The organism is Oligoflexia bacterium, from assembly GCA_034439615.1.
Taxonomy (GTDB): Bacteria; Bdellovibrionota; Bdellovibrionia; order JABDDW01; family JABDDW01; genus JAWXAT01.
The window spans coordinates 18089-40529 of record JAWXAT010000018.1 but is presented as its reverse complement, the minus strand read 5'-3'; the positions used below and the strand labels follow the sequence as shown (position 1 = coordinate 40529).

The following is a 22441-nucleotide window of genomic DNA, read 5'->3' as shown; positions in this document are numbered from 1 at the left end:
TCATTAAGACAAGCATTCGTTACCAGCTTGCCTACGATCCACCCACTTGCCAGACCGTATAGCATCCGCTTTTATAGGCTGACGAAGATATAAAATCATCAGTTAGCAGCATCAATTTTTTGCATGACGATCGAACTGTAAAAGGTCTATCAAAGTTTATCTAGATTTTTGATGGCAACATCCAAGACTGTCGTTTTTTGTTCAAGATGCTCTAATCTTTTATCATGCTGTTAAACTTTTGAGCTAACATCAGGCAAACGAGCTGATGCATCAAAGGCACCAAGAATTTCTTCTTTCATCTTATGAATATCAGCTCTTTGATCTTGAATTTGGCGTTCTAGATCCTTTGAGGTAACATCAATTTTATTATGGAGATGAATTTCAAGACCCTCCATTTTACCATGAATATCTCTAATGGCAGACAAAATATCAGTGGAATCAGTGGATTTAGTCTTGGATTTTTTCTTTTCAGTCATCAATCATTCTTTTCCTCAAAATAAGAATGACAAACTATCAAAACTCTCAAGAGAGGTCAAAGTTTTTTAGTCTGAGATAGAGTCTTCTCCCATTGGTGGAAATCAAGACGTACGCACAGGCGGTTCAGCTGTAGGTGCTGCAGGAACTGTCGTCGCAATCATGATCGGTGGTGATGACTACACTGCTGAAATGTCGTTTAAGTGTCAGTGATAAAATACCAGCACATACTTACAATCCTGATATTTTTAACAATTGGGGCAATCTCCGCTCAGGCGGTAACACCTATTGAGTCTGAAACAAACGCGGGAAGTTATCTCTTAAAATCTTTTTGAGCCCTTTCGCAAGTGACTCCAAAACAATAGAAACAGCAAATCAGTCAATCACAACTACAAACCAAAAAAATTAATTCTTAAAGCAATTTCAAAGGCTCCCAATAATGGTCCTTCCAACCCTGACTCTTTGCTTTGAAGTCGTCTGCAGGCACTCCAATTTGAGAGAACTCGAGCAGTGTCTTATCGGAACCGGAATGTGAAAGGGAATAGGTCACTATGGAATAGTGGTGATCGGGCCATTCCTTTGAACGCCACGCTTGCACAATGAGTTTGCCTGGCCTGAGTTCAAGATTGAAACCGGTTATATAGTCGCCATAAACTTTGAAACTACTACCGATTTTTCCGCCAATCTTTGCCTTGTCTCCAGTAAAAACAGCATGCTTTTTTGAGTCCATTAGGGAGTCGTACACTTGCTTTGGTGTACCTGGTAAAATGACTTTCTGTAAAATATTTTTCGTTTTCATAGCTTTCCTTCTGATTAATGTTCTTTATCAGAATATTCAAATTCCTCAATCCCTTCAACCTAAAGTCTTTGTTTGAGTCTGTTGTGAAAATATATATGGAGCCTTTACCCATTGAATAATGGCCACAAAATTGGAATAATCAAAACATATGGTGAATAAGCATCTTGTAACGACAACATTTTTACTTTTGGTCATAGCTGGATGCGGCTTTATCAAGTATTCAGTCAACGGTCTTAGAGATCCCATTGTTTATTTAGCCGATGGGGGGAATCAGCGGATTTTGGCGTGGCGTTCTTTTCCAACGACTACTCAGCAACCAGCTGATCTTGTTTTGGGGCAACCTAATATGAACGTGGGCACCGCTAATCAATGTGCCTGCGCCACACCTGATTCATTTACGATGCGGGGTCCTGCATGGCTTGATACCGATGGACGAAGATTATTTATGGCCGATTTTGTTAATAACCGCGTTCTGATTTGGAACACCCTACCTACGATTACTAATCAACCCGCAGATATTGTTTTAGGTCAAAGTGTAATGACAACAAGTTCAATTAATAGCGGAGGGATTAGTGCTTCAAGTCTCTGGGCACCTACCATTTCCAACGACTTGCGAACCAATGATGGCCAAGTTGTTAGAATTCGTAGATTCCGAAGTAGCTTCCGCTTCTTCGGAATTTTTTTGCCTTTTTTCTGCTAAATCAATGACGTTATTTTCAAAAATCTTTGCCGCTGCTAACTCCTCGGGAGTGACATCTTTATTCAGATCGTGCTTCAAACGGAACTGAATCTTAAGCCCCTTGGGGCCGACGAGAACGAAGTAAACCAGATCTTTCAGCAAAGACTTCTTCATCACGGCTGACGCCTTTATCCAGCCTTTGCGGAATGAACCAAGGCGGTCCTTCAGGTCATTGATCGCGTCATCAACGTCACCTTTTTCGAATTCTTTGGCTTTCAGACTTTCAAGTTCTACCTCTAGGTGGCGTTTCTTCCGGCTAAGTTCTTCAAGCTCTCTGGCAGTTTCGCGAATGGCATCGGACTCGCAATTAAGGGCCGCCTGGATCTTAAAAGTATTTTTCACGGCAAGAGTTAGCTTTTGAAGTTCCACAGAAATTCGATTTTTATCTGCTTTAAGTTGCTCTGGCGAATGCGCCGCAAGCTGATGGATGCGCTCCTCGATCTGGTCGAAGTGGCCTGCCTCAAGTAAAATATCAGATAAATATTTGGCCAGTTTCAGTTCGATTTTCTCAGCCTTCACACGTTTCACCGAGCAATTGATGACGTCGCCTTTTTTAGTAGAGTGGACGTAATATCGGTGAACCTGAATTTTTCCGTGTGCTGACTGGCCGACGTATCAAGACGCATTCTTTCGCGTTCGAAATTTTCAGCGAGGATTGTATTTGTAGTGTTGAACATCACTTCATCAACAATCGCGGGCCAAGAAGCTGAATAGCTTCCAAATTTTTGCCAAGCTTTGAGTTTACTCTGATCTTTGTTCTTACTAACTTTATTGACATCGCGAACGGCAATGTAGGCCTTATTTTTAAGGACAAAACTCAAAGATTCGATGGTCCATCGTCCGGCTTTGACCAGACGGTTTTTTTCGTTTTCACGGACTTTCGGTTTTATGTTTTCTGCCGCGACTGCATCAATTGTGCGGCTTAGACTTCTTTGTTCGATGAAGAGTTCAAAAATTCTGCGAACATCTTTTGCTTCTTGTTCGTTGACGAGAAACGTAGCTTTCTTTGCCGGATCTTTATCGTAACCAAGGATTGCGGGACCGCCGTTAAGAAGTCCGCGCTGGGCGCGGGAGTGGCAGTTGATCGCAACACGTTCTGACGTTTGCTCTCGTTCGAACTGCGCCAAATTTATCATATTATAGAGCATCATTTTTCCGGCAGGAGTGCTCGAATCAAATTGTTCTTTGATCGAAAAAAACTTCGCTCCCTGACTTTCGAGCATCTTATGAAAGTCACAGAAGTCGGGAATGTTGCGCGATAGCCGTGAAAGTTCCGTCACCATCACAGCATCTATTTTACCGGACTTTAAAGCTTTCATCATCCGTGCGTAAGCCGGGCGGTTGGTGTCTTTGGCAGAGTATCCATCGTCTACGAAATACTCTACTAAGTGACCCCAGTTAGGCTCTTGCATATTTTTAATGTCGATAAAAGACTGCATTCGGTGGCGTTGGTTATCGAGTGATCCTTCGATAACATTTGCCTGCTCGTCCGTCGATACTCTTGAATAACACCCAATAAGAAGTGCCGCTACTTGACTGCAAAGTCCAGCATCTATTTTTTCAATCATCCTATTAAGAGCAGGTCGACTTTCTTTTGCTCCCGATATTCCGTGATCAGTGAAAATTTCAAAATTTATAATATTATTTTTTCCGCACCAATCAGTCAATGCACGTGCTTGGCTTTCGGCACCGCCGATTTGGTCGAGTGTCGAGACGCGGACATATAAAAAGACCGCTCTTGTATTATTTTGCTGCTGATAAATTTGATTTTGATTCACAGCTGACCTTGCTTTTGGTTTTTATTTTTAATCATAGATCACCTCCTAGGTTTGTTGTTTTCGATTCTTCTTGGAGATAGATTGAGCAAGAAATGTACATTGCAAAAAAGTTGTCACTGTCACCTAAGTAGGTACTTGAAATGTAAGAAGTAATTTAAATGTTCAAGAAACGACGGCTTGAACTTAGATGGCGAACTTCCGCCACCCTGTAATTTAAAAAGCTAAAAAAATACGGCTATTTAGCGAAATAAAGATCTCCTGGCGGGATGTCGCCATGGCGGCCGAGCAAAAATATTTATTTTTCTCTGACGGCATGCTTGTTAGATACTTCAACATCAGAGAAAAATCTTGGACTTCCCCAGTTTGAGGATCTGGATTCGTAAATAACGTGGGCTTGAGCCTTCCATATCCAATTTTGTAAAACGTCGAGCTGTCCGATGGAAGCGAATGCGATGACAACCCCAGTAATCCAAATAAAAAGTCTTTCTAAATTCATTTATGTGCTCCTTGATGTTATTGTTTTGTCGTTGTAATTTTAAGACGCTGAGTGATGTTAAAGACATGGGCTTGCTTCCAAGATTTGCCATGCCGAGTTTTAAACTTTTTGCCGTCCAAGTATCGGGCGATCTCCGTTGGATTTTCCCCGGTCTGCCGCTGTTTTTCGATTATTTGAAGGATTGGGTGCTCGCGAGGGTCTTTTTGCAGTCGGCCTTCAAGGTAACAAAATCCATATGCGGGCGGCGCTGAATTTTTAAAAGTCTGCCGTTGATTTTCTAAAAACTTGACGGACTTGTTTGCACGGAACGTCACTTGCTGCTTCACAAGTTGCCGATGGACGCTGGTATAGGCCAAATTAAATTGTGCTGCGATCTCTTTGATCGAGTGGCCTTGTTCATAAAGATACTTTAAATCGGGGTTTTCTTGCGAAATTAGGTGGACCTGAATTTCAATGAAATCATGTACTTGACTGAGATTGCAGGTCCTTAGAAGATGCCTAGCGCTGTATCGACAAATGGCACACAGCTCTTAGTAGTTGAAAGAGATAATCACCGAGCTCTCCTTTGGAACTCGATTCCTACCGTCACAAAACAACCAGCCGATGTGGTTTTAGGTCAACCTGATTTTACAACCGCTACTGCGGGCATCACTCAATCAAAACTTTCATCACCAATTGGTGGTTATATCGATAAAAACAGAATCTATATTGTTGATTTTGGAAACAGACGCGTTCTGATTTGGAACTCAATCCCAACTACTAATGGCGCTCCGGCAGATATCGTTTTAGGTCAGCCTAACTTTACAACAAATATTGCTGGTGCCACAGCTACTGGCATGAATGCTCCTCAAGGGTTTAGCTCCAATAGCTTGCTGCAGGGAATTAAACTTCCGAGTGGTTACTAATGGCCATCGGGAAGAGTTCCTAAGAAATGCCAGTTGATGTTTGTGAAATGGAGAAAAGTTTTAATTTTTCTGAATCTAGTTCGAAGTCTTTCTCAAAACTCATTCCGATTTTTTCTAATACTTTAATCGATGCTTGATGCTGGGGATTCACAATGGCGTCGATTTTTTTGCCATTGAGTACACCAAAGCCATAGTTTAAACAGGCTTGGGCACTCTCGGTGGCGAAGCCTTTGTTCCAGTGAGATTTTCGAAATCTGTAGCCAAGTTCCATGTTGGGAATGCTTTCACGGGCATGAAATAAACCACACACACCAATTACACTTTGCGATGCTTTTTCAATAACAGCCCATAAACCGTATGAGTATTTTTCATAATGGGTGAGATATCTATGAATACGTTTTTCTGTATCTGCAATTGATTTATCAAGACCATTATGGCTGATATATTTTGCGCCCTCAGGTTCACCGAATGTATGAAATGCTTCGGGTATATCTGTGGGTTCATAGCGGCGTATGATTGTTCTTTTGGTCTCAATGATTATTTTATTCATCTATTATAATACTTAATATTTTTTATTGTAATCACACAATTGAAAATATTTTATATAACCCGCGTTGGGGGCTCTTGCGTCTTATATATGTAAGAGCTGCAGGGAAAGAGCTCAATACAGTACGTAGAGGGTAGGGTCAGTGGGGTTCCCATGGACGGGAACTTGAGGAGTAAGGCCAGCCCTGGAGACGGATTTCCAGGACTGGCGCTACACGGACAATGGGGTGGACATCAATAGGCAGAACAGCAACAAGGCAAATATGAACAATGAGGTGAGTGGGGAAAACAGCTTAAAATATTTCATCGGAACTTCCTAATGAGGCCTACAACAACCCCTGCGAGAGTAACTGTATCTGCATGTACGAAGATGGGTTCCATCTCAGGATTTGCGGGTCGCAATTCAACTTCTTTACCGCGCAGAAAAAATCTTTTTACTGTGGCTTCATTATCAATCAATGCAACAACGGTTTGGCCATTTTGAGCGGTCTCTTGTCTTTGCACGACAAGAATATCACCCTCGCGAATTCCGTCATCGATCATAGATTGACCAACAACTTCGAGAGCAAATTTTTCTCCGCCATTTTTTGCCATCCAACTAGGAACTTCGACAAACTCATGGCGCTCGATTGCTTCAATGGGTTTACCGGCGGCAACTTTTCCTAAAAATGGAATAGAAGTATTGTCATCTGATTGCGCTTCAACGATTTCAAAGGCTCGTTTTTTGTTACCCCAAGGGCTGCGTAGATAGCCCTTGGTTTCAAGTTGTTTTAAGTAGCGTTGTACTGAGAAGAAAGAAGCGAAATCAAATTTCTCTTTGATTTCTAGGTAAGTGGGAACGTACCCTTTTTTTGTTTGGAAGTTCTTGATGTATTCCAAAACCATATGTTCTTTGGGGGTCAGTGGTATTCTCATACACCCAACATATGTGTAAGTAATGTGTAAGTCAATATTAAAAAAGGTCTAGAAAAGTTTGTCCGTAAAGAAATCCACAAAAATTGGGTAGTGGTCAGAGGGGTTTAAACCGCGCTCCTTAAAGCTTTCAGGCAGACGAAGCACGTTTCCCAAGGCATCTTTGTAACGATAAATTTTTGCAGATTTTAAGCTATTAGCAAAACCTTTAGAGAACAAGATCGCATCTAACTGATTCCAAATGGCGACACCTTCTTTTTTAGGACGCCATCTAACAAGTGGGTGATAGGTGAATGTAGTTCTATCTGGGCCCGGAGCTAGGGTGTCAGGCGCTGCATTAAACGAATCTACAAAGTGGGGCCATAGCGGAGCAATTTCATTTGAGTGCATAACGTTGGTGTTGTGATCACCAGCAAAAATCATAGGCACGTCGCCGAATTTTTGTTTGAATTGTTCAACAATTTTCGCGGCACCTTTGAATTGAGCAGTTCTCCATTTAGAAGAAAGCGGATCACCTTTTCGATTTCTTTGAGATTTTGCATGATTACCAAAAAGGATCAGAAATGGTTTTGCATTTGCTTCTGTTCTGAAGAGAAGAACAGGTAAATCGCGGGAGAAAAGTGGAACATCTTTTTTGGTAATATGGTCATACCACATTACATGTTTGTGAGAAATCTGTTCAATATGAAATGGAAGATCTTTTTTAACGGCAAAGCCAATGTTGATACCACGAGGATCATTACCTTGAATGAGATAACTTTCATATTCGGTCTTTGGATAACCTTTGCTGATTTTATCTAGTGAGGCTTTACTAGCAACCTCGGTGAAGACTGCGAAATCAGGATTAGTTTCTTGAATGATGTCTCTAAGGCGTTTGATTTCGAATTCAGATTTTACTTGTGGAGGTTTGGGGCCGACGCGTTCAACTTCTGATGTAAATAGATTGTTCACATTAAAAGCCATGACCCGCATGGTTTTGATTTCTTTTAGTTCTCGAACATTAACTGCGGCTTGAGTACTTGAGCCGATAAGCTTAAGAGTTTGTTTACAAGATGCTTGTGCTTGAGATTGAGTGAGGCCAGCTACGAGTGTAAGTGCAGTTAACCACGTGAAAAGAAATCTTTTTGTCAGTTCCATTAATCCCCCCAGATGTTGTTCGAGCGAGTGGATTGCAGTGAGCATGCCGGCTTAAAGCTCTTAATTTCTTTGTGGTTTTCGAAAAATCGAAAAATTTTGTAAAAATGACATGTCACAAAGTTTTATAGGTAAAAAAGAAAGGCACCTCTTTAGGAGGTGCCTTAGCTTATCTTATTTATTTTGCAAAGTTAATGCGCGGCGACGCCGGTTTCTTGGTTGCGAGGTCGTCGATTTTGGTAAGCGGGTGTAAGTTTGCGTGAAGTTTTGAGTTCTTCTTTAATTTTCACAAACTCCTCGGTCATCTCACTTCGCTCAAGTCGAGAAAAATTCTTTTTAACATACTTAAAAATATATTTTTCTTCTTCTTGCACGTGATGCTCAACCATTTCTCGTAAAACTTTAAGTTTACTAAACCACTTCAATGGATTCTTTGGTTGCACACTTCTTTTTAATTCAGTGAGAAGCTTGTCTACTAATTCATGTTCAATCGCGCTCTCATGAGTCATGAATTCAACATCTTGCTTCTTCACGGTAAAAAGGCGTTTGTAAACGACGCGCTCTTCAGCTTTTGCGTGACAGCTCAAAGTCTCATGTAGTTTTAAATAAAGTTCTTTTAAGCCAGCGCTTTTGGTTTCTCCGCAATAGCTTTCAAGTTGTTTAAATAAAACAGAAATCATCTTGTGATCACGATTTAATGCCTTAGCAATATCCATTTTCACTTACCTCCAAATACTAATAATTATTTTAAATGCTGGGCTGATTTTTGAAGTGAATCAGTAATTTCGCAATATGCGCGTTTAAAACCTGACATAACTTCTTTCCAAGCTTTCATAAAACCAACTCGTAATTCTTGATATGATTCACGGCCCACTTTACTTACAGTTTGAGCTGTATCTTTTAGGGTGGTGGTTATGGTTTCACTGCTACTATCACTTTGGTTCCAAGCTTTTGCTTGACCATTGCTATTGCCGCTCATTTGACTGCCATTATTTGACATCGTGGATGATGAGCCCATGGGTGAAGTTTTTTTACTTTTATTTACTGAAGTTGATGGATCGATGTAAGCCATTTTATTTCTCCTTGTATGTTGCTCATCTGAGCAGATTTAAAAATATGAAGCCCTATTTAAAGGGCTTCATAATAAGATTTTACTCTTCGTCTTCGTTGGTTAAATTTGGTTTGCGTTGCTCTTGACCACCTGAGCCTTCTTGTGAGCGACGATCAGATTGTTTTTGATCATCATTCATTCTTTTATCAGCTTGCAACTTTTGATTGCCTTCATCAGGTTGCCCAGCTTGTCGTTTGTCATCGGGTCTTTGTTCGCGATTTTCATTGTTACCCATAAAATTACCTCCAGTTGATTGTTTTACCGATGGTCTGTATTGCAATGCTGTTGCCAAATAAATATATGCTCTATTTGCGCTTAGCTTGAAGAAGAGCTTTTTGCAGAGTCAAAATAACTCTATGAGAGTTGTTTTGACTCTAATGCAATTGAAATTAATGTTGATATTTTAAGTGTGTAGAATAATTCCGTAGCGTGATTTTTTTTGTACTGATTCTAGCCCAGGCGACCAGATTGTTTCGTTGCCCCGCGTAAAACCAATGTCAGTTGCATATGCTAACGAAATATTGAATTCTTCAAGTGAGGGATTACTTAAAATTAAAATTCCTTTTTGTGATTTGAGCAACTGATAAGCATGCTCAAAAATTTTGTATGGGTTTAGATGTTGAATTGGTAAACCCCACGAGAGTAATGGCTCTACAGTTACAAACGGGTGCAGTAAAAAAGCTACATGGAGTGGTTGTTTCCAATTGAGAAAATCCATTGCATGATAACTTCCGTTTTTAACTCTCTGTGCAAAATACTTTCCATATGCTGCACGTGTTCTGCCGTTTTGGAGTCTACGGTGAGCGTCGATTTCAATGCCAAATAGCTGTGGATCTAAATTGTACTTATTGAAATAATTTTCATAAGCCGGTGCGAAACCAAAATTACGAGCCCCAATATCTGCAACCAGTGGTGATTGAGTATTAAAATTTACTGCAGAAATTAAATCAATGGCGATTAAAAACTCAGATATTTCATCATGAAGAGCGAGATCACTTGTGGGAATTGGATGTGAATGAGGAATTGATGGGGCCCATGACAATCGGTTACGCACAAAAAATTCTATTTTATTTTTTATATTTAAAATGGAGTATTTCATAAATCTACATTTAATTGCGCAAAAATTGAGTCGCGAATAATTCGTTTATTTGTAGGGATAAAATAACCGATTTTAAATGTAGCGTTTTGTAGCTTCCAAGAAGTACCAATAAGTGCTCCGCCTTTGTAGCTTTGACTGCCCATCCATTCAGCTGAAAGTGTGAGGCTATTTATTAACTCAGGTAGTGGGCGTGCCCAACCAGCTATGATGCCTTTGTTTGAGGCTTGAAAATTTTCATTGACCATTACTTCAGAATTCCCTGAGAAATATCCAATTTTAAATGCCCCGGTAAGATCCCATTTTTTTTCAAATTGAAGGTATAAAATATTGGGGCTGTTTGCATTTGTTTTAAAGGCATATTCATAAAAGCCTATGGCTACGCTGATGGGTGACGCATTTTGTGAGACTAAAAACTTTCCGTGGGTTCGAAGTGCGTTGAGATTGTCTTGTGTTGTTGGCTCAAACCAATCTAGACCTGCTTCAACTGAAAGTTCTTGATTATCAAAAATACCATAAGTTGCGCCTAAACTTGTCGAAGGAGGAATTGCTTGAGTGTCAGAATATCTTTTATCAACATTAAAGTGTGACCTAGTATCAATGCGCCATTTTTGAGCAGTAAGTGTTTCGTTATTGGGTAGCATTAAATAATTAGTTGAGTATGCAAGTGCATTTGAAGCAAATAATATGAGGCTCAGGTAAATGATGATTTTCATATTTTAAAATCGTAGCAAGCTTTTACTTAGAAATCAAAACTATCAGCTCCTGAGAGCTGCACAAACACTTTTCCTGTCCAAGGATTCCCATCATAAGCGTTTGCAAATTCTGGAGGCAAAATATTATGAGTGACAGAACCGCCCAGACCAAAATTTAAAGAATCCATCTGAAATAAATCGTATGTATAACCTAAAGTGAGGGCGGTGAGCCATTGAGCAACGCCTGAATTGGCGCTTACAACTAGTAATTCTGCGGGGCGCCGTTCGATCAGTTCAAATCTTCCCCATATTTTACTTTGAGTAAGTGGAACAATAAATTCCTCACCAATTGATCTTAATGCAGTTTCACTATTATTCCGTGTCATGCCGACGATGAGAGCATTAATTAATTTAAAGTGGTGTGAAAATTCACTAAATGTATAAGCAGATAGTGAGTACTGCACACGAAATGCAAGACCTGTGTCATCGTGTTCAGGGCTAGTAATATAGGCAGCTGATCCCATAAGCCAAATAGAGGGGCTCAATTCTTGGGTGAGTCTAAGCGCATAAGAATTAAATCTTCCAAGTTCAATGTCTGTTTCAGTCGGGTGTGGTTCTAAGCCATGAAATACAGAGGGCTCAATTCTCAATGCGCCTAATTGAAGTGCTCCTCCTAAAACATTACTTGAGATGTGTCCTGAGTCTTGACCTAAATGATGTCCTAGTGGTGCGTCTGGATTCACCATGCCCGTAGGTCTATGCATAAATGCTATGGGGCCAGCTGTTGAAGAACCACGAGGAGAATAAAATATTTTTGCATGATTGTTTCCAACGGGTAGGCGAATGGTGTCGCTCAAAGTGAGTCCCATAATGGGAGAAGTGTGGGGATGTTGAGCATCTATATAAGGTTGTCGGTAAGAATTTTCTTCTCCTATTTGAAGTAGTTCGGGGTTACCGGTGTTTGGGAGTGTCCATAATTCTGATGTAAGCATGAGTTCTAGATTAACGTAATTGTTCATATCAAGTGAACTACCTGATTCAATCATCAGCATGTGAGGTGCGGCAAATGAACGTTTTCCACGTTTGCCAGAAGATGATTGCCCGATTAAAAAAGCATTTCCATGAACCATTGTATGGAGTGAACCTATGTATTCACCCGGTCGAGGTACACACATAGCAAGTGCTGGATCAACATATTCTGCATCTGAACATTCAAACGGACGGCTACTTTGATGCTGGTGTGAAGTTTTAATTTGCTGCTGTTGAGAAGTTTTAATCGGTTGTGCGACATTATGTTTTGAATGATCTTCTTGACCGTAACTGAAAGTCAGGGGAATAAAAATTAATAAACAAAATAAAAATGTCTTCATTGTTTAACAACAAATAACATCAAAATTAAAAACCAATAAGACCCGTATTTCATGGGTTTACTCCTCTTATTGAGCCTTAGAGCAAAGCGCATGCCTGCATTAAAACGAACTAATGCTTAATAAGTATTTCTCTGGGACATTTTGTCGCACTTGCACTAAGATTAAGATTCACAGGAGAACAAATGGCGAAATCACCCCACCACCATCATCACCATGTGGAAACACATTTTAAATCACCAGAGATTTTGCGTGATTTAGTTTTGGGTATGTCAGATGGTCTTACGGTTCCTTTTGCATTAGCTGCCGGACTCTACGGCGCTACTTCGAGCAATTCACTTATAGTAACTGCCGGTATTGCTGAAATCGTTGCTGGTTCAATAGCCATGGGTCTTGGCGGATATTTAGCTGCGAAAAGTGAAGTTGAGCATTATTCAAGTGAACGTGCGCGGGAACAGCGAGAGGTGCGTGATATTCCGCACGTTGAAGAAAAAGAAATTTATGAAGTATTTGAAGCTTACGGATTAGATGAGAAAACAGTTCGGCCTGTTGCAGAAGCTTTGAGTAAAAATCCAGAGGCTTGGGTTGATTTTATGATGCGCTTTGAATTGGGATTAGAAAAACCAGATCCACGTCGAGCATTTAAAGGGGGCTTAACAATCGCATTTGCCTATATTGCAGGAGGCAGTATTCCTCTTGCTCCGTACATTATTTTTTCAGATGTTCATAAATCACTTTTGTATTCTTGTGGGTTTACACTAATAGCTTTATTAGTTTTTGGTTATGTCAAAAGTAAATTTCTCGGCACAGCCCCATTGAAAGGTGCTCTTCAAACTTTATTTGTTGGAAGTGTTGCTGCGAGTGCGGCGTTTTTTATTGCGCGGGCAATATCTTAAAATCACATTGAGTAATTGTATCGGTTAAATATGCTGCATCTTTTTTTGAACCATATTTGAGAATTCCGTAAGCGCGCTGGCCGCAGGGAAGTGTCAGTGTTAAAATTTTTGATCTATTAATTGCTGTGATTTTAATAGACTCATCTACAACACCGAGTTCAGTAATTTGTGGCGAAACTCGTTCAGACTTAATAACGCTTAGAATTTCTTGCCCGTTTCCGAATCTACCAGTTGCCTGAACTGTGGCCTTGAGATTGATAATTTCTATTTTTAGAATTGATCGAGCCTCATCTTTATCAACCGTGCAGCTGATTTGAGTTAATTCGTTAGATGAAGTGCCTATGCATTGCTCATAGAACCCGCGATTTGATGCACGTGCATCTATAGAAATACTCCAAATCAATAGTGTAAGGATTATATAAAAAGGACTGAGTTTATTCATCGCCTTACCCCGCTAGCATCTGAATACTATCTATCAGGAGGCACCTTAGTAAAAGCTTCAATACCCTGTCAAAAGGTTTCGCTTGAGTTGCATATTTGCTTAAGAAGTTTACAGAGAGCCGCCGTAAAACGGCAATATGTACATGGCTCGATTATAAGGGCATTTAAATGCGAGCTCAGGCTTGAGAGAAATTGAGAAAATCTGTCATTGGCTTGTACTGATTTTGCATAAATTTGGGCATGAGCTATGAATAGAATTGAGTTGGCTTTATTTTTAGGCGGTTTTAGTAATATTTCAAAAAGCTGGCATTGATCACAATCCCTGGCCTTTGGATTGCAATAAGTTTCAAAATGAACCCGTTAACATTAACTACTAATAGGAGTATTAATATGTTTCGTATGATTTTAAGTAGCGTCGTTATCGCCTCAGTTCTTGTAGGCGCAAACGTAAACGCACAAGTAAATAAACCAGCTGCCCCCAAAACACATGGTAAAGGTGAAGTAAAGCCTGAAACCAAAGTTCTAAAAGGCCCCGCAATTGGTGAGAAAGCTCGCGTTGAAGCAGCTGAACAAGCTAAGCGTAACGAAGCACTCAAAGCAAAAGTAGATGGTCTTAAATCAGCTGCTACAGCTGAAAATATCAATCACCTTTCCAATAATTCTGGAGATGGCGCAAAAATTCGTGGTGAAGCCGCAAAATTTAATTTCCTTAATAATGTAAACGTTCTTAGCCGTTCATTAGATGTAAGCTTAGCTAAAGATGGCAAAGTAAATGCTAATGTTAATTTGGCTGACCTTAACCGTGTTGAAGAATTAGCTCGCAAATCACCAGCTCGTTTCGAAGGTTTAAATGAAGCGCTTTCTTTGATCGGTAAAGTTGAGACAGCACAACAGACTCAATTTCAAGAATTCACACGTGCTATGTTCGACGTATTGATCGCAGAAGTATCTGTAAGCAAAGCTGAACGTAGTATGTTTAATGCTAAATTCATCGCTGATGCTTACAAATCATACAGTAATTCAAATGCAATTGAAGCTTACGTTGGTATTCTACGCATGACCAAAACTGTTATGGCTAAACAGGGTCTTACTGGTAAACTTGCTCTTAAAGAAGGAACAATTTTATACGTAATGGAAAAAACTGGTAAAGATCGCTTACAAGCTACAAAGATTGCCGATGATTTGATCGCCGGTCGTTGTTTAGCTGCAATGGCTGCGTAATTATTTAATAAAAGATTATACGGGAACTAATACTCCTAAAAGGGTCGGTAGAAATACCGGCCCTTTTTTTATCAACTGACCTTAACCTGTTGTCTATACTTTAGACGCCTGTCTGCCGCTTACGCGAGTTTGTGAATTTGCAAATGAGTAACTCTAAGCTAAATCATTGTAATTATAGGGGATTCTAGGGTCTTCTGTGGCCCAGGCCTTGCTTTAAGAAGCAGTAGAGGTAAGCATGAGAAAATTATTCTTAAACTTTTTGACTCTGATTTTCTTTATTGAATCAAGCGTGGGTATGACTCACGGAGCATGGGCGCAAGTTGGTGGCCGTGTACCGATTGATAATATTAAAGAAGAAAAAAAAGAAAATCCAATTGCGAGTCTTAAATTAAAAATCATGGGGCAAAAAACTGAAATCTTGCGTCTTACAAATGAAGAGAAGATTTTAAATAAACGAATTAAAGCAGGAAACGCAACAACTGATGAATATAAAGCACAACGAGTAATGAAGTTTAACATTGCCGCTATGAAAGCAGAGCTTCCCCAATTAGAAGCTCAGTTGGCGCAATTAAAAGCTAATTTAAAGCCAGCAGCTCCATTAATTAAAGAAGATCTTAGCCGTTTAACATTTGAAGACGTTCAAACAAGAATTAAAGGAATTGAAGATCAAAATAAAATTTTTAATGATGAAAAAGATAAAATTGAGAAAAAAATTGAAGATAGCAAATCTAGCATTGCTGATTTAACGCGACTGAATGTTCTTAAAACAAAAATTTCTATTAATAATGCTGATCTTCAAGATTTTAAAGCGCGAGAAGCGCGTTTAAAAACAAAAACTCCTACTATTCGAGTAACAACACCGCTGGTAACAGAAAGAACCCAAAGACCTGATTACAAAACTGCACTTAAAGAAATTCAAGAAGCGATTGTAGACACTGAAGGTTCTATTGGTGATATTAAAGCGAAAAAATCTGACCCAAAAGCTACTGTAAAACTATCGGATTATGAGCAGTTGCCACGCTTAACAAGTGAGCTAGAAACACTTAAAAAGAAACAAGAGCAATTAAAATATATTATTAGTCGCACAGATGAAAAGCTCTCACCTTTTGAACTTGGTGAGCGAGTAGATGCTCTGCGTGCACAAGCTGAGAAATTAAGAAAACAAGCTGCTGAGTTAGAAGCTAAAATTGATTATACAAAAACCGCTGAAGAAATTTCTAAACAGCAAATGGAAGCAGCAAAAATTCAGCTGCGCGCTCAAGAAACTGAAGAAGTAGCTGCTAAGATTGAAAATAAAAATCAAGAGCGTGATCGGCGAGCAGAGAATAAATTTTTAAATCTAAAAAATAAAAATCTAAACAAACCTAATAATAATGAAGCTCTACTTGCTCAAAATGTAAAAGATCTTCGTGCGAAAGATTCAGCAAATAACCCTGTTAAAGTTAAACTTAACGGTTTTGGAACAAATTTAGATCCTGCATGGCTTGCTGCGACTCAAGGGCCAGCTGCCGTTACAAAAGAGATTGCACAAGATGGCGAGATCTTAAGTTTAAGAGACATGCTCAATAGGGGCAGTGTTCATAAACAAACCATTGTACCCATCGGTTATGCTAAATTGTTATTTGCAATGACCATCAGTGAGGCTTTTCAAGCGGGCCTATCCGGGGATCCACAGCGTTGGACTGATTTTATTCATTCATTAGTGGGCGTTGATTTTCATCTCACCATGGGTATGTTTGAAGGATCAATGGGGCTTTCTACTGGTCTATTAAGACAAGTTGGTGGATTCAAAGCCCGACATTTTGGTTACTCAGAATATTCTGCTCCTAGTTTTAGACCGGCTCCACTTGATAGGGCAAGCCCTTTGAAGGGCGCAGCGATGGAAAGCTTTCAGCAAAAAGTTCTCAGACAAGATAATATGCATCTTTTGAGTCCAATACAAAATGCGCATATCCCGACTAACGCAATGGAAGTTTCTAAAAAACTAAGTTTCTTGGTACTTCCAATGGGAGATATCATCACCGCGTATTTTTCAGAAGTGTATAATCATCCTCGCATGCGCGCGATACTTGATAGCTATGATCAGCACAAGGGTGTTGTAAACCCAGATAGACCTAATGATCCACCAACGAATGACCCAGATTTAAAAAGAGTATTTCGTCAGCGCATGAGAGTTAATTTCATGAAATATATTTTAGCTGATCTGAATAAACCAGAATCACACTTTAAAAAATTCTATCATGGTATTCAAATTGGTATGGTTGCAAAGACCTATGGAACCCTTCAGGCAAGTAAACATCTCGGATTATCTGTTTACGGTTCAAAAATTAAAAACGGTCGCATCATGCTCTATAAAATTGCACATGGCCCAAAAGGTTTAGGCTTACCCTCCAAAGTTCGTATTGTTAAATCTATTAATATGCCCCGATTAGCACGCGCTGTGAAGGCTGCACCTGGTGTGTTTTTATGGACAGGCAATGCTTTACTTACAGCAGGGTTTTTCTTAGTAGATGCGGTTATTTCAGCCGTTGCAATGCCACATGTAGAATCGGCTGTGGCTCTGACACATTTACAAAAAGCTGAGCGCAAACTTGTAGAAGCTGTGACTTGGTATTTGGATCCTAAGCGCGATGAAACACTTCCTTGGAGCATGCATGCAAACGAAGGAAAGAGTTTTTCTTGGCTTAAATTTTTTCATGATGATAGTGGTAAAACTACATCAAAGAGATATATCGATAACAATAATAAATGGCATGCCAATAAGCCCTATTTTTATGCTCAAGCATTTGATTTTATGAAAGAGTTCAGTGAGAACTACATGGCTGAATATCTTGACCCAACATCCTATGAAAAATGTTTAGCAGCTGTTGAGAGTCCAATAACTCTTGATGTTAGTTATCCAATGGCGGGGCCATGCCTTGACCTGTGGTATGTCGAGCGTAAAAAAGATTTCGTTCAGAAGGTTCAAAACTTTAAGCCTGAAGGTTTTGTACAAGCGCGGCTTACACTTTTAAACAATGCTTACTCTGAGTATAGAAATGCCATTATTCTAAAAGATCTTTCTGAAACCAATTCTATTTGGACCACTGCTGTTGCAGAGACAATCAATGAGAGCAAACGCAAAGAGAGTTGGTATCTTTGGATTGCTAGAGGCATGAGAGAAGATGACCCCCATTTTGTGTTAAATGAAGAAATTTGGCACATTCATCCTAAAGATAAAGTTGATTTGCTAAAAGAAAAATTAGATATGATTCAAAATTTTGACAAAGAAGTTTTAAATCGACCATTTTATAAAGCTGATAGTTGTGCGGGTGGTTCACCAGCACAGAAAGAATTTTGCATTCCACAAAATTTAACACCTATGTATTGGGAGCAAGAAATTCTCAAACATCACAATGCAAGTATGAAAGAAGTGGCCGGTAAAGTTAAGAATTTTACTCTAAGTGATATCTCAAGTCTGATTAAAGTCGCTAATCCAGATGCATTTGCGAGCACTGATCCGGTGACTCAAGAAGTAAATCAGACTCGTAATCGTATTATGTATAATTCGTTTGATGCAGCATCTGACAAGGAAAGTCCTTTGGCAGAAGAGATGAAGCGAAATGCTTTAAGTCGTATAGCTAGGTGGTTAGCTGCGGGCATGACTAACACGAGTGAATTTCAAAAAAATGAAGGTGAATGGCATCCAACTGAGCCTCAAAAAATTACTGAGTATATCTATGATGTAGTAAGAGAATTTTTGACTACAAAATTCTTTAATACAATACCCCCTCGTGCAACAACTGAAGATATTGCTCTGCAAGCTAGCAGTAATAATAATTTCAACGATAATGATACAGCACCACAAGCTACACATGCAGCACATACAGCTCCAGCAGCGGCAAATTCAGCTGTTGCTAAAGATCAGGGGCCTGATGTTGGTGGAATTCAGCAAAAACGTTTAACTGAGGCGCTTTTAAATCTATATGTAGGCGAAGGTGGTAAAATTTCTACCGAAGATCGTGAGCATATGGGAATTATTATTCACACATATAAATGGGTGAATAAACATCGTGAAGAATTGTCACAAACTTTGTCTGAGAAAAAAGAAAAATACCATAAAGTTATGCAAGAAGCTCTTTATGCTCCTGGTAAAATGCAACATCCCATTGAATCAGTGCAGAGACATTTTACTATCAAAGATTATTACGCTAAAAAATATAGCAAACTAGAAAAAGGCGGGGACGATGCAAGTCTCTGGTCAGTACTCTCAAATTTCTTCAATTATATGAAGGGATATCAATTCATCACCACTGAAACGGGTCGAAGTACACCCGCTGGTTTTGTAAATGCGTATAACCAAGAGCTTCGCATTTATCTTCAACTCTTACAAAACGTCATCGCAGATAGAGTTGCGCAAAATCAAAAATCTCCCAATATTGAGAAAAATTTAAAAGCAACTCTAGCTCCAAGCATGAAGACTACTGAGCCTACTTTTGACCTGACAAATACAGCTGAAAAAGCGGGAAAACTTTTAACTGCAATTCAACGCTCTATGATTGGTGACCCTGAACTTAAATCAAACATGGCGCAAAGAGCATTGAAGCATGTTGGCCGCTTGTTTAATATGGCGACTACTGAAATAAGTAGTGTAGAAAAAAGTGACAAGTTAGGTGCACAAGAATTTGTTCAGACCGCACAGGGATATTCAAAACTTATTCAAATGGTAGCCACACCTTTAGTAAAAGAAGGAGATGAGGCGAGTTTACAAAACGCTAAAAATTTGATGCTTGAATATACAGAAATGCTTTCAAAAGAAGATAAAGCAAAACGTGAAGCCAACTTTTTGCAGAACAAGACTTGGTTTTTAAATCAAGCAGATCTACAAGTAAGATCGATGGTGGATATGTTAAAGCGCCGAGGTTCTTCTGAAGTAAATAGTGCAGATGAGCGAGCGTTATTTGAAGGCATTAGTGACGGAAAGTTTGCGATTCCATTAATGGCGGCAACACAAGGCGAGAATTCTTTACCCATGCGACTCATCTATACATTGGGTTCACATGTAACAAATGTGACAAACCAAAAGACCATCTATGCTCGAGTGGGTTGTTATTTACTTAAGGATCCGATTTGCAGCTCAAGTCATTAACGCTGGTGTTGGGGAAACAATCTTACTTCACTGATCTTTTTAATTTCAAAGAGCGCCATAAAAAGGCGCTCTACACCTAGTGCAATCCCGGCAGAAGGTGGCATTCCCCATTTAAGTGCATTCATAAATTCGTCATCTATAGGAACCACTTCTTTATTAAGTGATGATTTTTTTTCTTGATCGTTTTTAAATCGAATTAATTGTTCAACGGGGTCATTTAGTTCATGAAATGCGTTAGCGATCTCTAGACCCTTCCAATAAAGTTCAAAACGATCGGCCCAACCATCAGTTGTTGAGCGCGCAAGTGCTGCTTGGCTCGGAGGATAATGCCAAACAATGACGGGGTTTAAATTCTTTTGTAATTCAGGTTCAATTTTTTCTAAAAATATTCTAGCAAATAGGTCATCAAAATTTTCTTTCTCGTTAAAATCAAGTTGAAGCTTATGAGCAAGTTTTGCTAAATCATTTTGAGAAGTTTGTGGTGTAAGGTCAAAACCCACTGTGTTTTTCCAAAGCATTTCCATTTTAATGACTTCAACGAAAATTTCTTTTGGAAAGTGTGATGAGATGCCTAATTCTTCTATCAGAAAAGGAATCAATTGTTTGATGTCTTCAATAAGAGCATTGCTTGTGGCATAAGCTCTATACCATTCGAGCATTAAAAATTCTGGTTGATGGTGTTCACTGATTTCATTATTTCGAAAACACTCTTTGATTTCAAAACAACGCTCAAACCCTAGTGCCAATGCCTTTTTTAAATGAAATTCGGGGCTGGTAGGCAGATAATAGTTTTTTTCTACTCGGCCAAAGTTAAGCTGCGTTTTAAAAACATCGAGGTGAGGTTCAAGCCCAGGTGATGAAACTAAAGTGGGTGTTCGTAATTCAATAAACTCTCTGGCGGCAAAAAAATATTTAAGAGTTTTAATAAACACTTGCCATTGATGAGCACGATCAGGCGTGAGTGTGTTTTCACTTAGTGGGTTTTCAAGTAGTGATGGGACAAGTAGTTTTATATTTTGAATTTTTTTATTTTCGATAGTGATCAAAACGATATCATTTGGTTTTAATATCTCAAATAGTATTGACCCACCGAAAGTTAACGTCTGTGGTATTTCAAAATTTCGCTCCACACCATTTGAAGTTAAACGTATTTCTTGATCATTAATGATTTGAATACGACCCGCAGTCTTAAACGCTTTACTCATAGTGATTTCATTCACATGAGAAAGTGGCAAAACACCATCCTCAGAAGCAGGATAGGCTGAATTTTTGAGACTTTTAAGAAATTCAGTGCGTTTCAAATCACTGGTCATATGAACTCATCATAGGCCCCAAACTACCAGGGGGCATGCAAAATAACTATATGAAATTACTAGGTTTTAAGGTGTATATTTTTTTCAAAAGTAGAGTGTAATTTATTGACGCAATGCGGTAAATACCGTACAATTTAGCATACTTAGATGAGTTATTCACAATACCAACAAAAGGATTTTCGTGTTTTGGCAGCCCTCAAAAATCAGTACTCTTTTAATGACCACTGCGGTCTTAGTGAGTTTTTCAGCACAAGCTTTTCAAGGTCTTGTTGGATTAGATAGATTAAATCCAGAGACATTGTACCCGCTAGCTGAAAAAAACACACCACTCACTAAACTTGAACGTGTGATTAAAGCAGACCTTGTTCGCATGAAGTTACTAAACTCAAAAAAATTCTATTCTGAATTAAGTAATGAAGATGTTAACCCGAAACTTTATCAAAGCTATTTGCGCGAGATTAGCGAAACCATCACAAATATTTCTGAAGATGGTAAGAAAAATCTAAGAGGTATGACCAGTGACGAGATTTATACAAAGTTTCTAAAGAACACAAAAATTGATAAAGCAAAAAAACTAGCTAAGTATCATATTCTTAAAGTCATCGAAGATAATTGGGATTGTTCGAAAGGCTCAAGAAATTCGCCTTATCGATTTCGCAATTGCCCAAATTTAAAAGATACAGTTTTTAACGACGTCAGTGTTGAAGATCTTAAGACGGCAAAAATGATTGCACGAGATAAACTCAATGAGTCTTTGGTTTACACCTCCGGTTCAAAAGATTCATATCATTTTGAATGGGATTTCGGGCACGTTGATATTAATAAAAGAAATTTAAAAGCTCAACGTGTGATTCTTGAAGTAGCTTCGAATAACGATGCAAATCGTCCTGACCCTGTGGCTCAAGAACTTAAAGCTGATAATGAGTCACGAGGAAACGCAATTCAGGAAATTCCACAAAGCGAATCTTTAGATGAATTTGGATCTGGTGAGTAAGAGTTAGGTTGTAGGCAGATTATTTATTAGGTTTGTTAACGTCTTCTTTAAGTTCTTTTCCAACCTTAAAAAACGGTAATTTCTTTTCTTCTACATTAATGATCTCACCGGTGCGTGGATTTCGACCTTGATAGGCACCATAAGCACGGTTAACAAATGAGCCAAAACCACGAATTTCGATTCTGTCATCACGCATGAGAGCCTCAACCATCGAGTCAAATATGGTATTCACAACGGTTTCTGCTTTAACGCGCGTGATACCGGCTTTTTCTGAAATTTGATTAATCAGATCTGCTTTTGTCATTAAATCCCCCTGCTGATTTCATGATACAAGCACTTGCCTTTGATTCAACACATATTTTCAAAAACCGTAGTTATTTCGCTGGTTATCGAGCT

General features: G+C 39.1%; 23 protein-coding genes. 5 read left to right on the top strand and 18 right to left on the bottom strand.

The features are described from left to right. Positions 1-230: 230 nt before the first annotated feature. From SGI74_04825 to SGI74_04800, 6 genes are all read right to left on the bottom strand, one after another. Positions 231-476 (bottom strand): hypothetical protein, encoded by a 246-nt coding sequence (locus SGI74_04825; protein MDZ4676816.1) that lies wholly within the window; start codon positions 474-476, stop codon positions 231-233. A 410-nt stretch (positions 477-886) separates the two neighbouring features. Beyond that, positions 887-1273 (bottom strand): SRPBCC domain-containing protein, encoded by a 387-nt coding sequence (locus SGI74_04820; GenBank protein ID MDZ4676815.1) that lies wholly within the window; start codon positions 1271-1273, stop codon positions 887-889. Between the two features lie 577 nt (positions 1274-1850). Beyond that, on the bottom strand, positions 1851-2531 hold the full coding sequence (locus SGI74_04815) for a hypothetical protein (GenBank protein MDZ4676814.1): 681 nt from the start codon (positions 2529-2531) through the stop codon (positions 1851-1853). 5 nt (positions 2532-2536) lie between these two features. Further along, on the bottom strand, positions 2537-3790 hold the full coding sequence (locus SGI74_04810) for a recombinase family protein (GenBank protein MDZ4676813.1): 1254 nt from the start codon (positions 3788-3790) through the stop codon (positions 2537-2539). A gap of 295 nt (positions 3791-4085) precedes the next feature. Next, a complete protein-coding gene (locus tag SGI74_04805; GenBank protein ID MDZ4676812.1) occupies positions 4086-4286 on the bottom strand; it encodes a hypothetical protein in 201 nt (66 codons plus the stop codon). 17 nt (positions 4287-4303) lie between these two features. Next, positions 4304-4612: a hypothetical protein gene (locus SGI74_04800; protein MDZ4676811.1), complete on the bottom strand. Its 309-nt coding sequence runs from the start codon at positions 4610-4612 to the stop codon at positions 4304-4306. Positions 4613-4780: 168 nt separating this feature from the next. Between SGI74_04800 and SGI74_04795 the strand changes: the two genes are divergently transcribed. Then, on the top strand, positions 4781-5191 hold the full coding sequence (locus tag SGI74_04795) for a hypothetical protein (protein ID MDZ4676810.1): 411 nt from the start codon (positions 4781-4783) through the stop codon (positions 5189-5191). 19 nt (positions 5192-5210) lie between these two features. Here SGI74_04795 and SGI74_04790 read toward each other — a convergent pair whose 3' ends face one another. The 9 genes from SGI74_04790 to SGI74_04750 form a co-directional block, all read right to left on the bottom strand. Next, complete coding sequence (locus SGI74_04790) at positions 5211-5741, bottom strand: GNAT family N-acetyltransferase (GenBank protein ID MDZ4676809.1); 531 nt, start codon at positions 5739-5741, stop codon at positions 5211-5213. 299 nt (positions 5742-6040) lie between these two features. Further along, positions 6041-6652 (bottom strand): transcriptional repressor LexA, encoded by a 612-nt coding sequence (lexA, locus tag SGI74_04785; GenBank protein ID MDZ4676808.1) that lies wholly within the window; start codon positions 6650-6652, stop codon positions 6041-6043. A 48-nt stretch (positions 6653-6700) separates the two neighbouring features. After that, the gene (locus SGI74_04780; GenBank protein ID MDZ4676807.1) at positions 6701-7786 is read right to left on the bottom strand and encodes a hypothetical protein; all 1086 of its coding nucleotides are present in this window, start codon (positions 7784-7786) and stop codon (positions 6701-6703) included. Positions 7787-7974: 188 nt separating this feature from the next. Continuing rightward, positions 7975-8499, bottom strand: a complete 525-nt coding sequence (locus tag SGI74_04775) for a hemerythrin domain-containing protein (GenBank protein ID MDZ4676806.1) — start codon at positions 8497-8499, stop codon at positions 7975-7977. 26 nt (positions 8500-8525) lie between these two features. Then, the gene (locus SGI74_04770; protein ID MDZ4676805.1) at positions 8526-8855 is read right to left on the bottom strand and encodes a hypothetical protein; all 330 of its coding nucleotides are present in this window, start codon (positions 8853-8855) and stop codon (positions 8526-8528) included. Positions 8856-8934: 79 nt separating this feature from the next. Beyond that, positions 8935-9129 carry a hypothetical protein gene (locus tag SGI74_04765; GenBank protein MDZ4676804.1) on the bottom strand — a complete coding sequence of 65 codons (195 nt, stop codon included), beginning with the start codon at positions 9127-9129 and terminating at the stop codon, positions 8935-8937. A gap of 168 nt (positions 9130-9297) precedes the next feature. Next, positions 9298-9993, bottom strand: a complete 696-nt coding sequence (locus SGI74_04760) for a hypothetical protein (GenBank protein ID MDZ4676803.1) — start codon at positions 9991-9993, stop codon at positions 9298-9300. After that, positions 9990-10706 carry a hypothetical protein gene (locus tag SGI74_04755; protein ID MDZ4676802.1) on the bottom strand — a complete coding sequence of 239 codons (717 nt, stop codon included), beginning with the start codon at positions 10704-10706 and terminating at the stop codon, positions 9990-9992. The genes SGI74_04760 and SGI74_04755 overlap by 4 nt, the downstream gene beginning before the upstream one ends. Before the next feature lie 26 nt (positions 10707-10732). Next, a complete protein-coding gene (locus SGI74_04750) occupies positions 10733-12055 on the bottom strand; it encodes a hypothetical protein (protein ID MDZ4676801.1) in 1323 nt (440 codons plus the stop codon). A 182-nt stretch (positions 12056-12237) separates the two neighbouring features. On the opposite strand from SGI74_04750, the gene SGI74_04745 reads away from it, so the two are divergent. Continuing rightward, positions 12238-12948, top strand: a complete 711-nt coding sequence (locus SGI74_04745) for a VIT1/CCC1 transporter family protein (GenBank protein ID MDZ4676800.1) — start codon at positions 12238-12240, stop codon at positions 12946-12948. Here SGI74_04745 and SGI74_04740 read toward each other — a convergent pair. Then, positions 12926-13390, bottom strand: coding sequence for a hypothetical protein (locus tag SGI74_04740; GenBank protein MDZ4676799.1), 465 nt, complete (start codon positions 13388-13390; stop codon positions 12926-12928). The genes SGI74_04745 and SGI74_04740 overlap by 23 nt on opposite strands. Before the next feature lie 350 nt (positions 13391-13740). On the opposite strand from SGI74_04740, the gene SGI74_04735 reads away from it, so the two are divergent. Both SGI74_04735 and SGI74_04730 read left to right on the top strand, forming a co-directional pair. After that, the gene (locus SGI74_04735) at positions 13741-14610 is read left to right on the top strand and encodes a hypothetical protein (GenBank protein MDZ4676798.1); all 870 of its coding nucleotides are present in this window, start codon (positions 13741-13743) and stop codon (positions 14608-14610) included. 235 nt (positions 14611-14845) lie between these two features. Next, a complete protein-coding gene (locus SGI74_04730; protein ID MDZ4676797.1) occupies positions 14846-19738 on the top strand; it encodes a hypothetical protein in 4893 nt (1630 codons plus the stop codon). On the opposite strand, the gene epmA is transcribed toward SGI74_04730, so the two are convergent. Further along, on the bottom strand, positions 19735-21051 hold the full coding sequence (gene epmA, locus SGI74_04725; protein ID MDZ4676796.1) for an EF-P lysine aminoacylase EpmA: 1317 nt from the start codon (positions 21049-21051) through the stop codon (positions 19735-19737). The two genes, SGI74_04730 and epmA, sit on opposite strands and share 4 nt — an antisense overlap. Positions 21052-21232: 181 nt before the next feature. On the opposite strand from epmA, the gene SGI74_04720 reads away from it, so the two are divergent. Further along, positions 21233-22045 carry a hypothetical protein gene (locus SGI74_04720; GenBank protein ID MDZ4676795.1) on the top strand — a complete coding sequence of 271 codons (813 nt, stop codon included), beginning with the start codon at positions 21233-21235 and terminating at the stop codon, positions 22043-22045. Positions 22046-22064: 19 nt separating this feature from the next. Here the strand turns inward: SGI74_04720 and SGI74_04715 are convergent, their stop codons facing one another. Continuing rightward, on the bottom strand, positions 22065-22349 hold the full coding sequence (locus SGI74_04715; protein MDZ4676794.1) for an HU family DNA-binding protein: 285 nt from the start codon (positions 22347-22349) through the stop codon (positions 22065-22067). Positions 22350-22441: the final 92 nt, after the last annotated feature.